Genomic DNA, 12,235 nt, shown 5'->3' on the forward strand with positions numbered 1-12,235 from the left:
AAGTACATTATGTTTAAGTCGAATAAGAAAAACCTAGTAAAGAGTCTATTGCTAGGTTTCGCGTTTATATCAACCCCATCATTTGCCCATTGCGATATCCATTTTAATTATGGCGTCACAATTGACCCTAAGCATATTCGCATTCAAGAGCATGGTATTACTTACGTTCAAATTAGCCAAACTGGCCAGTTATTTGTACGCGGTAGAGAAATTCCGTTGAATGACAAGCAGCAAGTGCTAGTCGACAATTATGCGCTAGGAATTCGCACGCAAGTGCCAGAACTTGTTGATATTGCTATTGAAGGTGTCGATGTCGGATTAAAGGCTGTTAATAAGGTAATTGCAGGATTAACAGGCGAGAACAGTGCCACCCACCAAAAACTGCAAAAACGGTTTGAAGAGTTACATTGGCGTATCAGGAAGCGCTTTAATCACAGTGATGACAGCTACTATATTGCACCACAGGATCTTGATGATTTTGACGAGATCTTTGCTGGTGAATTTGAACAAGAAATAGAAGAAATAGTCACCGATTCTATCGGAACTATCTTGGGTGCAGTTGGTGAAGCCGTCGCCAATCAATCGGTTGAAGATGAAAACAATGAACAACGTGCAGGTAATGTCGGCGAGCGTGTTGAGTCGATGAGTGACGACTTAGCGCTAGAGATTAACTCAAAAAGTAGCAGTCTTGAGTCTAAGGCTAATGCGTTTTGTACTAAGCTGATTGAGCTAGATATATTAGAAAGTGAAATTCAATCTCAAATTAACATTTTGAGTGATTTTAATCTGTTCGGCTCTAAGCACTAAACACTGTACTTAACCTCGACAGCGAATCGGTAGCCACGACAGCGAATCACTAGCCACAACACTTTCCTAACAATCAATAAAAAAGGGCGCACAGCACCCTTTTCTCATCTATCAAAGCAATTACATGTTCGGATAGTTTGGACCGCCAGTCCCCTCAGGAGTTACCCATGTGATATTTTGGCTAGGATCTTTGATGTCACAAGTTTTACAGTGAATACAATTTTGTGCATTAATCACAAACTTACGTTCACCTTCAGACTCTTCAACTTCATACACCCCAGCTGGGCAGTATCGTTGCGCTGGCTCCGCGTATTTTTCCCAGTTCACCGTTAACGGAATACTATCATCCGTCAATTTCAAATGGCATGGCTGCTCTTCTTCGTGGTTAGTATTTGATAAAAATACCGATGACAGCTTATCAAAACTCAATACATTGTCAGGTTTAGGGTAATTAATACCGATAGACTCTGACGCTAGTTTCAATTGTGCATGGTCTAAAGAGTCATCTTTGAAGTTGACCGGTAATTTCCCATTGAAAAAGTTCTGATCAATAGTATTAAATACTCCGCCCCAGAATGTACCAAACTTATGCATTGCAGGACCGAAGTTACGGGTAGAAAACAACTCTTCATATAACCATGAATTTTTAAAGTTGTCTGAGTATTCAGTTAACTCATCTCCGCCCTCTTTACCCGCCTTAAGTGCAGCAGCGATTGTTTCAGCGGCAATCATGCCTGATTTCATCGCCGTATGATTACCTTTGATTTTAGCAAAGTTGATTGTTCCAGCATCACAACCTACTAATAAACCACCAGGCATTGTCATTTTAGGTAAAGAGTTGAACCCGCCTTTAGCCATTGCTCGTGCACCGTATGAAACACGCTTGCCACCTTCTAAATACTGACTAATTTTAGGGTGATGTTTATATCGCTGGAACTCGTCAAATGGACTTAAATGTGGGTTGCTGTAATTCAAATCAATAATTAAACCAACAAACACTTGATTATTTTCAGCATGATATAAATAACCACCGCCACCGGTATGCTTGTCTAGCGGCCAGCCTGCAGTATGAACAACTAAGCCCTCTTGGTGTTTGCTTGGATCAATATCCCAAATTTCTTTGAAACCAATACCGTAATGTTGAGGTGACTTATCCGCATCAAGCTTGAATTTACTAATTAATTCCTTGCCCAGGTGACCACGACAACCTTCTGCAAATACCGTATACTTCGCTCGTAATTCCATGCCTGGTACATACGAGTCTTTTTGATTGCCTTCACGATCAAGTCCCATATCACCAGTAATGATGCCAGCAACGCTGCCATCCTCATTGTAAAGCACTTCTTGCGCAGGAAAGCCAGGAAATATTTCAACGCCTAATTGTTCTGCTTGCTCAGCCAACCATCGACACATATTGCCCATGCTTGCAATATAATTGCCTTCATTATGCATGGTTTTTGGCACAGAAAAACCGGGAAGCTTGATCGCACTGCTTTCGTCGTTCAGCAAATAGATATCATCGCCGGTAACCTTAGTTGTTAGCGGAGCATTTAATTCTTGCCAATTCGGGAATAGTTCGTTTAAGGCTCTTGGCTCAAATACCGCACCTGAAAGAATGTGTGCACCTACTTCAGAGCCCTTTTCAACTACGCACACCATTAATTCTTGCTCGTTTTCTTGTGCGAGTTGCATTAATCGACATGCTGTTGCTAGTCCAGCTGGTCCGGCACCTACAATTACCACGTCGAAATCCATAGATTCGCGTTCCATAACTTCCCCCATAAGTTTTAAACCGCTTACTTTAAAACGGGCGTTTGATTTTAAAACACCCGTTTGATAGTATCACAGCGATAGAATTTTCAGCAATAGCGTCTATGCTGATATGACAATTCACTGTAATTTAGATAATTTTGCACATATTACACAAAGTTTACGTTGACGTACACGTAATCTACAAGTAGTCTTTTGAGATATTAAAAATAAGTTTAGCTTTAAATCTCTAAAGCACGGAACTATACCCACACAACAAGCACTATTAGAGGCCATGATGAAAGTATTAGTACCCATCAAACGTGTCATTGACTATAACGTAAAAGTTCGCGTTAAGGCAGACAATTCTAATGTTGACCTTGCCAATGTTAAAATGGCAATCAACCCATTTTGTGAAATCGCTGTAGAAGAAGCTGTTCGCTTAAAAGAAGCTGGCACGGCAACTGAAATCATCGCAGTATCTATCGGCGATAAATCATGTCAGGAGCAATTACGTACTGCGTTAGCATTAGGCGCAGATCGTGCTATTCAAATTGACACTGACCAATCTCTAGATTCATTGCACATTGCTAAGTTACTTCAAAAGGTTGTTGAAGAAGAAGCCCCTCAGCTTGTTATCCTTGGTAAGCAATCAATTGACAGCGACAACAACCAAACAGGTCAAATGCTTGCTGCATTGACGGGTATGCCTCAAGGTACATTCGCTTCAGAAGTAAAAGTTGAAGGCGACAAAGTAAACGTAACACGCGAAGTTGATGGTGGTTTGCAAACAGTTGCACTTAACCTACCAGCAATCGTGACAACTGACTTACGTTTGAACGAACCTCGTTACGCTTCTTTACCTAACATCATGAAAGCAAAGCGTAAGCCGTTAGATGTTAAAAATGCCGCAGATTTCGGCATTGATTTATCACCACGCTCAACCTTGATCAAAGTAACACCACCAGCAGAACGCTCGGCGGGTATTGTGGTTGAAACCGTTGATGAGTTAGTAGAAAAGTTAAAAAATGAAGCGAAGGTGATCTCATGAGCATTTTAGTTTACGTAGAACACGATAATGCAGAGTTAAAAGCAGATACGCTAAAAACTGTTGCAGCGGCACAGGCGATTGGTGGTGACATTGACTTACTAGTTGCTGGTTACAACTGTAGCGCAGTAGCTGATCAAGCAAGTAAAGTTAACGGTGTTCGCAAAGTATTGGTAGCAGATAACGCGGCATACGAACATCAGCTGGCTGAAAATGTAAGTTTATTAGTCACGGAACTTGCTGCAAATTACGATCACATTATTGCGACATCACTAACAACAGGTAAAAACTTTATGCCTCGCGTGGCTGCACTGTTAGATGTTGCACAGATTTCTGACATCATTGGTGTTGAATCAGCAGACACGTTTGTGCGCCCTATCTACGCAGGTAATGCCATTGCTACCGTACAAAGTTTAGATAGCAAGAAAGTAATCACTGTTCGTGCGACAGCATTTGATGCCGTAGCTACTGACGGCAGCGCAGAAGTAGTTGCTCTTGATAAAGCGACTGATGCTGGCACTTCAAGCCATGTAAGCGATGAACTAACAAAATCAGAACGCCCTGACTTAGGCGCTGCTGGTGTTGTTATTTCTGGTGGCCGCGGTATGCAAAACGGCGAGAACTTCAAGTTATTAGAAGGCATAGCAGATAAGCTAGGCGCTGCAATTGGTGCATCACGCGCAGCAGTTGACGCAGGTTTTGTACCAAATGATATGCAAGTAGGTCAAACAGGTAAAATTGTAGCACCTGATCTTTACATTGCAGTTGGTATCAGTGGTGCGATTCAGCACTTAGCGGGTATGAAAGACTCGAAGGTCATCGTTGCAATTAACAAAGATGCCGAAGCACCAATCTTTCAGGTAGCTGATTATGGCATTGTAGGTGATTTATTTGACGTTCTACCAGAACTCGAAGCCAAGCTATAACTACACAATTTTGTGACATTAAAAACCACTCCTCGGAGTGGTTTTTTGTTTTACTAATGGTAGTTAGCCACCTACAATGCTAACAGTAACAACAACTATTTATATAGAGAAGTAATTGTAGAATGACACAGAATGATAGTCGCTTAGTATACTCGACAGGTGTCGGTAAGATCACAGAAGAAAAAAAAGAACATATCACCCCAAGTGACGGTATTGCCAAAGTAAGACGTGAAACTAAAGGTCGTAAAGGCAAAGGTGTTATGGTTGTTAGCGGCTTAGGATTAGACCAAAAGGCGCTTAAGGCACTTGCAACTAAGCTCAAAAAAAGCTGCGGTAGTGGTGGCAGCGTAGTAGGTGAAACCATTGAAGTACAAGGCGATAAACGCGACACCATTCAAGCAGTGCTAGAAAAAGCTGGTTTCAAGGTCAAATTCATCGGAGGTTAATAGACTTTATGACGAATATTCAACCACAAGACCTATCGATTTTGCTTATCGAGCCCTCTGATACACAAAGCAAAATAATCATCGGCCAACTACAACAACATGATGTGACAAATATCACTTTGGCAAAAAGCTATACGGATGCAATGAATAGCATTAATCAGCATCATTATGACTTGATTGCCAGCAGTATGTATTTTGAAGAAGGAACTGCGCTTGAATTGCTCAAGCACTGTAAGCAATGTAAATTAAACAATGATACTCCATTTATGCTGGTTTCCAGTGAGCATAAACGTCAGCATTTGGAAGAGTTTAAGCAATCTGGTGTAATCGCTATTCTACCTAAACCTTTCACATCAAAACACCTACACGCAGCCATCAGCAATACGATTGATTTACTTTCTGACAACGAACTTGAACTTGAATACTTTGATGTTCATGAAATTCGCGTACTGCTGGTTGACGATAGTAAGCTTGCAAGAAAACATATCAAGCGCGTATTGAATAACCTAGGGTTATTGAAAGTAACAGAAGCGATTGACGGTAGTGAGGCCATAGAGTTACTCAAAGAGAACATGTTCGATTTAGTTGTCACTGATTTTAATATGCCTGAAGTTGATGGGCGAGAACTTAGTAGATACATTAGAGAGCAAAGTACGCAATCACATATTCCTATTTTAATGGTAACTAGTGAAAGCAATGATGCGCATTTAGCCAATATTGAGCAAGATGGTGTAAACGCATTGTGTGATAAACCTTTTGAACCACACTACGTAAAACAATTATTGTTCCGATTATTAGATCATTGATCACCCCCTGTTTTGAACAATATGTAAGGAGAAGCCGTGAGAGCCCTGAAAATTGCTTGCATAACATTGGCACTCACAGTTTCAGCCTGTAGCACCCTTCCTATTTCAACGCAAAGCTCCCCGAAAGAAACGGAACTCACCTTACAATCAGAGCTGGTAATGTCCTATTTCGAAGAGATAGCATTTGGTTCAGAATTCGGTTCAAGCAATAGTAATTTAAGAAAGTGGCAGACCGACGTAAAAATATTTGTGGCTGGTGAAACCCCTGATTATCTATCACTGGAACTAACGCGCATTATAGAAGAGCTTAATGACCTTATTCAGGAAATTACAATTTACCGTGTAGAAACCATGGAACAGGCCAATTATGTTTTGTACTTGGGTGATGCGAAAGGATATGAACTAATAGAGCCGTATGCTAAATCAAAAACAAAAGATAACTGGGGTCTATTTTGGGTCTATTGGAATAACCAAAATGCAATATATAAGGCGTCTATGTACGTAGATACCCATCGTACAAAAAACAAACGCGCTCAAAAGCATTTGCTTAGGGAAGAGCTAACACAATCATTAGGCTTAATGAATGACTCTTATCGATATAAAGACAGTATTTTCTTTCAAAAGTGGAGTTTTACAACTGAGTTTTCGTCTATAGACAAACGCTTAATTCGACTTCTGTATCACCCTGATGTGAAAATTGGGATGGACAAATCGGAATTTAGACAAATAGTTCAATCGCAAATAAGCGCAAGCCTGCCAAACTAATACAAGCTTAAACTGCAACAATTTCTTGAGACTCAACTGTTTGACCAATGCTCATTAAAAAGCTAGATATTAGCGCTAATACTTCTGTCGGCTTTTCTTTATGAGGTGTGTGCTTTGTATTTTCCAAAATCCGAGCTTGTGAATAACCTTTAGCTTTATACGCAATATGAATCGGAAAATCTGTTGAACCATACTCATCTTCCTCACCATGAATTGCCAGAATGGGGCAACGAATATTTGCTAAATGTTTATCAAGGTTCCATGCCCTAAAACTGGGTGATAACCAAGTGTTTATCCAGCTACTCAGTACCCATGTCGCCTTATCTCCATGATATTTTTCTAGTTTGGCTATAGCCCCTTCGGATTGAAAGAAATCTTGAGCCTGTTTAATGCCTGCAATTGTTCTGTCTTCAACAAAAGCTTGAGCAGATATTGTAACCACTGCATCGATTAATTCTGAGTTATTCGTGCTACCAGCCATCGCGATCGCCATGCCGCCACCTACGCTGTGACCTAAAAGTAAAACACGCGTTAAATTGAGTGCTGCACACAGTTCAGGAAAGACAGTTTGAGCTTCCTGATCAATAAAGTTCAACGAAATATGATCTTGCCGAACCGTAGACCGACCAAACCCTAGTCGATCATATGCAATGACTTCTCGGCCTAATTCCAATGCCAACCGTTCAGGAAAGTCTTGCCACAAATCTATACAGCCTAAGGAGTCGTGTATTAATAATATTGGTGTATGGCTTTGTAATATTTCAGGGCGCCATTGTCTGACATATAACTTGCCGCCTGAAATCGCGACTTCTGTGCTAATAATTTCTAGATTGTACATATTATTTTTATTATCTAATGCGAGGTCAGCTAACGAGACAAATTATATTCTCTTAATTTCATTGCGACCTTATTATGTGATACTTGTAATCGTTTAGCGAGTTTACGTGTTGTTGGATAATAGGGCAATAACTGTTGTAAAAGCTGCTTCTCAAAGTGTGCTTGCGCATCAGCCCAACTGGTAACTTCTTCTGTAGTTGATGGTTCAACTTTCGCTTTGTTGTCAGAATCGAAAAGCAACGAATTGACCATATTTTTATCAAGCACTTGCACATCTGACAATGCCACAATTCTAAAAATGAAATTTTCGAGTTGTCTTATATTGCCAGGCCACGTGTAGCTTAACAGCGTATTCATGGCGTCCTCATCAAAACACGGCGTAGATATGTTGACCTGTTTTGCTGCGATAGTTGTAAAGTGTTCTACCAATATAGGAATATCGCTAATACGTTCCGTTAATGCAGGCAACGAAAGTTTTAACACGTTTAGGCGATAATATAAATCTTCTCTAAAAGCACCTTTGACTATAAGTTGTTCAAAATCTTGGTGACTTGCACTAATCACGCGAACATTAGCATTACGCTCTTTGGTGCCGCCCACTCTGCGATAACTATAATCTTGCAAGAACCGTAATAATTTAGCTTGAAGATAAACAGACATTTCAGCGATTTCATCTAAGAAAATTGTACCGCCTTCCGCCATTTCAAATAGCCCAGGTTTTCCTGCTTTAGACGCACCAGAAAATGCCCCTGGAGCATAGCCAAAAAGTTCACTTTCGAGCAGTTGTTCTGGTAATGCAGCGCAGTTAATTGTTAAAAAAGGGGCCTGCTTACGTCGGCTTTCTTGATGTAGTGCACGAGCCACTAATTCCTTGCCAGTCCCTGTATCTCCTGTAATCAATACGGGTAACTCTAGTTCAGCAAAACGTTTGGTTTGTGATTTCACCAACGAGATTTTTTCAGACTCGCCCAAGATACGCGCCATTGAATCATCAGAAGATGACTGCATTACTGAAATTTGTCGTCCAAGTTTTTGAATTGATTTGAGCGAAATAACGGCCCCAGTAACCTTCCCATTTGAGACGACTGGATTAATATCTGCTATATAAGGTTGTTCCGCAAAGGTAACTGAAATACTCTGCTCTGCTGCAATTAACAATTCATCATGTCGCACGTTAATAAAGCGCTCTATGTTTTTTCCTACAACACTTTCGCCCGATTCAGGTAACAGTGCTAACGCAGCTCTATTACCCGCAAGGATCTTACCGTGCTCATCAACATCGATGATCGGATCAGGAATTCTAGACAATAACGCCTGTAAATGATTTTCGCGCTTTTCGGCAGGCATCAACGAAATTTCTGCACAACTGAATATTCCACTAATACGTGTTAGTGCTTGCTGTATGTCGTTTAATGAAACGTCTTCGTTCTCAATGTTGACATAAGTCACACATGTTTCTACTTCTATAGCCTTGAGATTCCACAAATTGTCAGCGAAAACTGAAAGGATCTCTTGCGATATGCCTATGCGATCACTGGATTGAATTTCTACTTTCAACGATTGCCTTACCTTTTAATAATACTCTTCTAGGCACTCTCCCAATGCCTTAGCATTAAATAGAACGCGCCATTCGTAATACAAATATTACACCGTAATCTTTTTATTACAAACACATTATTTCAGGCACTTACCTTCGCAAGCACGCTGTTTATCATGAGAAAACGCCTACTATCGATTCAGAATCGTAATAATATTATTACAACGATTTAATCACAACAACCTATAAAACAAATAACCCATTGTTTTTAATAAACTTTAACGTGTGGCTCGGTTATTGCTCTTTCTATGACATCAAAATCGCAGTACACATGAAAGTGTGCGCTTATTACTACAGACAACAATAATAAAATACACAACAGAGATTATTATGACTAAGAGCAAGCATATCGAAACACAAGCCATTCATTCAGGAAGAATCAATGATGAACAATTTGGTTCATTGGCAACGCCGCTTTATCAAACGTCTACATTTATTTTTGAAAACGCTGAGCAAGGTGCAAAACGCTTTGCCGGTGAGTCAGAAGGTTACATATACACACGCTTAGGAAACCCAACTACACGCCAACTTGAAATGCGTGTTGCAGAAATGGAAGGCATGGAAGATGCAGCGGCAACAGCCACAGGCATGGCTGCAGTTTCAGGCGCCCTGCTTGCGAATTTGTCATGTGGTGACCACGTAATATCTTCAAAAGCGGTATATGGCTGTTCTTTCGCTTTACTTAGTCACATGCTAACTAAGTTCGGCATTGAAGTATCATTTGTTGATATGACAGACCCTGAAGCCATTGAAAAAGAAATAAGAACCAATACCAAAGTCGTTTTTCTTGAGAGCCCAATAAATCCAAATATGGTGGTATTAGATTTAGAGAAAATCTTAGCAATCACAAAGAAACATGACCTGATTTCAATCGTCGACAATACTTTTATGACGCCTGTACTACAGCAACCGGCTAAATATGGCGCTGACATTATTATTCATAGTGCAACTAAGTACTTAAACGGTCATGGAGATGTGGTAGCAGGTATTATCTGCGGTAAAGCAGATATGATCGAACACATAAAGCTCACGGCCCTTAAAGACATCGGTGCCACAATGAGCCCACACGATGCATGGCTAATTTTACGTGGCTTAAAGACACTGCCAATTCGAGTTGAACGCCACTGTCAAAATGCACAACAAGTTGCGGAGTTCTTAGAACAGCACCCTGCTGTATCAAAAGTTTATTACCCAGGTCTTAAATCGCACTGTGGTTATAAATATATAGGTAATCAGATGAAAGCCGCTGGCGGTGTAATCGCCTTTGAGCTAAACACTGACCTTGCAGGTGGTGCAGCATTCATTAACCGCATGGAACTGTTTTCAATAGCAGTAAGCTTAGGTGATGCCGAATCATTGATTCAGCACCCTGCATCAATGACACACTCGCCATACTCTCCTGAAGAGCGTAGAGACGCTGGTATCAGTGATAGTCTGATTCGAATTTCTGCGGGATTAGAAAATGTGGATGATATGATTGCAGATTTGAAGCAATCGTTAGATCAGGTGGAAAACAATAGACAGCAAGTAGCATAAAAGCTACTTGCTAAGTATCACTTCAATTGTTTGAGTGAGCTGTTGCATAAGCTCAGCTTGCTCCGCTTCAGAATAAGGCTCTGGCGGAGCAGCACCCCATACAGGCGCAGGCCATGCGTTATCCCCTTCTTTACGCACTATATGATGTAAATGCAATTGCGGGCAAATATTACCTAATGCCGCTACATTCATCTTCTTTCCGTCAAACAACTGCATCATTACTTCGCTGATCATGCTTGACTCATTAAGTAGCTGCTGTTGTTCTTCCCAATCCAGTTGGTAGATATCCGTGACATCATGTACTCTTGGCACTAAGATGAGCCATGGATAATTTTTGTCATTCATAAGTAATAGTTTACTCAACGGCAAATCCATCACTTCAATGCAGTCTTTTACAAGTAGCGAGTGTAACTCAAATAATCTATCCATTGGCTTATCTCTTATTATTTACGTTTATTTTTACGGCCACGACCACGTGCGAGTTTACGTGCTTCTCGCTCAGCAACTTTTTTCGCTTCTAATTCCGCGAAATATTCAATTTCTTTTTCGATCATATCAGGTGTCTCAAAAGTCAAAGCACCTAGAGTTTTATCTCGAATCTCATTAATTAATATAGCTGAAGCTTTATGAAAATCGACATGCCCTCCACTCTTAACACAGCCCCGATTACGACCAATAGCTTCTATTAGTTCTACTTCTCGCTCAGGTAGTTCTTCAAGTTTATAGCGATCGATGAGTCGTTCAGGATAAGCAGTGAGTAAGTACTCAGCAGCAACGCAGGCAATTTCTTCATGATCGAAGGCCGTATCTTTCACAGCACTAGTGATTGCTAAACGATAGCCACTATTTTCATTAATAATCTTTGGCCACAACATACCTGGCGTATCATAAAGATATAAACCATCTTCTAGCCTAATACGCTGCTGTCCTTTAGTTACCGCGGGCTCATTACCGACTTTGGCCTTTGACTTGCCTACTAGCGTATTAAGCAATGTTGACTTTCCGACGTTCGGAATTCCCATAATAACTACGTTTATTTGCTTGCCTGTTTCGTCTTTATTTGGCACTAATTTACGTATCAGGCTAGGCAGAGTTTTGGCTACAGAAGGCTGTTCAGTAGTTAAAGCAATAGCTTTAACATTATGTTGCGACTCTAAGTATTCTAACCATTGCTTCGTTAACTGAGGGTCCGCTAAATCTGATTTATTCAAAATCTTTATCAGCGGTTTATCTCCCCTAATTTCAGTGATCATTGGATTTTCGCTACTAAACGGCAGTCTAGCGTCACAAACCTCAATTACCACATCAATTTGTGGAAGAATTTCTTTTATTTCTTTTTGGGCTTTATGCATATGCCCAGGAAACCAATTTATTGCCATAGGAACTTAATCAAATTTTCGATGGGACAAATTCTAACAAGTTAAATAGCCATATGCACTGATAAAGCTCAATCAATTGATTTCTAGCGCTGTATTAGTCTCTGCATTAAGCAATAGATTTAGCAAAACATTCTTTTAGTTTCGTACTTTTAAACAGACAAGGTCGCGTTGAGAAAAAAGGTACAGTATCAAGAGCTCGGTTATTAAAGCTCTTCAACACTTAAATTTGACAAGGTAGCGATGGAGGCCTGCTCAAGCGCTCATTATTGGGCAAGGCTGTTGTTGGAAAAGGGACATACGGTGGAATTATTACCCCCACAGCATGTGAAAGGTTATTTG

At 40.5% G+C, this 12,235-nt stretch carries 12 protein-coding genes and 1 pseudogene; 8 read left to right on the forward strand and 5 right to left on the reverse strand.

The annotated features are described in order from the left end of the window. The first annotated feature begins 9 nt into the window (after positions 1-9). Positions 10-807, forward strand: coding sequence for a DUF2884 family protein (locus ACSLUK_RS19180; RefSeq protein WP_448550406.1), 798 nt, complete (start codon positions 10-12; stop codon positions 805-807). 120 nt (positions 808-927) lie between these two features. On the opposite strand, the gene ACSLUK_RS19185 is transcribed toward ACSLUK_RS19180, so the two are convergent. Further along, a complete protein-coding gene (locus ACSLUK_RS19185; protein WP_448550407.1) occupies positions 928-2,577 on the reverse strand; it encodes an electron transfer flavoprotein-ubiquinone oxidoreductase in 1,650 nt (549 codons plus the stop codon). A gap of 277 nt (positions 2,578-2,854) precedes the next feature. On the opposite strand from ACSLUK_RS19185, the gene ACSLUK_RS19190 reads away from it, so the two are divergent. The 5 genes from ACSLUK_RS19190 (at position 2,855) to ACSLUK_RS19210 (ending at position 6,547) form a co-directional block, all read left to right on the forward strand. Continuing rightward, positions 2,855-3,607: an electron transfer flavoprotein subunit beta/FixA family protein gene (locus ACSLUK_RS19190; RefSeq protein WP_448550417.1), complete on the forward strand. Its 753-nt coding sequence runs from the start codon at positions 2,855-2,857 to the stop codon at positions 3,605-3,607. Beyond that, the gene (locus tag ACSLUK_RS19195; protein ID WP_448550408.1) at positions 3,604-4,530 is read left to right on the forward strand and encodes an electron transfer flavoprotein subunit alpha/FixB family protein; all 927 of its coding nucleotides are present in this window, start codon (positions 3,604-3,606) and stop codon (positions 4,528-4,530) included. Before ACSLUK_RS19190 ends, ACSLUK_RS19195 begins: the two co-directional genes overlap by 4 nt. Before the next feature lie 122 nt (positions 4,531-4,652). After that, positions 4,653-4,976, forward strand: coding sequence for an SUI1 family translation initiation factor (locus ACSLUK_RS19200; protein ID WP_448550409.1), 324 nt, complete (start codon positions 4,653-4,655; stop codon positions 4,974-4,976). An 8-nt stretch (positions 4,977-4,984) separates the two neighbouring features. Then, complete coding sequence (locus ACSLUK_RS19205; protein ID WP_448550410.1) at positions 4,985-5,782, forward strand: response regulator; 798 nt, start codon at positions 4,985-4,987, stop codon at positions 5,780-5,782. A 36-nt stretch (positions 5,783-5,818) separates the two neighbouring features. Continuing rightward, entirely contained in the window at positions 5,819-6,547 is a 729-nt protein-coding gene (locus tag ACSLUK_RS19210) for a DUF2927 domain-containing protein (protein ID WP_448550411.1), read from the forward strand. 7 nt (positions 6,548-6,554) lie between these two features. On the opposite strand, the gene ACSLUK_RS19215 is transcribed toward ACSLUK_RS19210, so the two are convergent. After that, the gene (locus tag ACSLUK_RS19215; RefSeq protein WP_448550412.1) at positions 6,555-7,385 is read right to left on the reverse strand and encodes an alpha/beta fold hydrolase; all 831 of its coding nucleotides are present in this window, start codon (positions 7,383-7,385) and stop codon (positions 6,555-6,557) included. 29 nt (positions 7,386-7,414) lie between these two features. After that, positions 7,415-8,941, reverse strand: coding sequence for a sigma 54-interacting transcriptional regulator (locus tag ACSLUK_RS19220; RefSeq protein WP_448550413.1), 1,527 nt, complete (start codon positions 8,939-8,941; stop codon positions 7,415-7,417). Between the two features lie 370 nt (positions 8,942-9,311). Between ACSLUK_RS19220 and megL the strand changes: the two genes are divergently transcribed. Continuing rightward, positions 9,312-10,517 (forward strand): methionine gamma-lyase, encoded by a 1,206-nt coding sequence (gene megL, locus ACSLUK_RS19225; RefSeq protein ID WP_448550414.1) that lies wholly within the window; start codon positions 9,312-9,314, stop codon positions 10,515-10,517. 3 nt (positions 10,518-10,520) lie between these two features. Here the strand turns inward: megL and ACSLUK_RS19230 are convergent, their stop codons facing one another. Both ACSLUK_RS19230 and ylqF read right to left on the reverse strand, forming a co-directional pair. Then, entirely contained in the window at positions 10,521-10,946 is a 426-nt protein-coding gene (locus ACSLUK_RS19230; RefSeq protein ID WP_448550415.1) for an HIT domain-containing protein, read from the reverse strand. A 14-nt stretch (positions 10,947-10,960) separates the two neighbouring features. Then, entirely contained in the window at positions 10,961-11,896 is a 936-nt protein-coding gene (gene ylqF / locus ACSLUK_RS19235; protein ID WP_448550416.1) for a ribosome biogenesis GTPase YlqF, read from the reverse strand. A 228-nt stretch (positions 11,897-12,124) separates the two neighbouring features. On the opposite strand from ylqF, the pseudogene ACSLUK_RS19240 reads away from it, so the two are divergent. Beyond that, positions 12,125-12,235: pseudogene (locus ACSLUK_RS19240) on the forward strand (IS110 family transposase); the annotation flags it as partial.

This window comes from Thalassotalea fusca, from assembly GCF_053485835.1.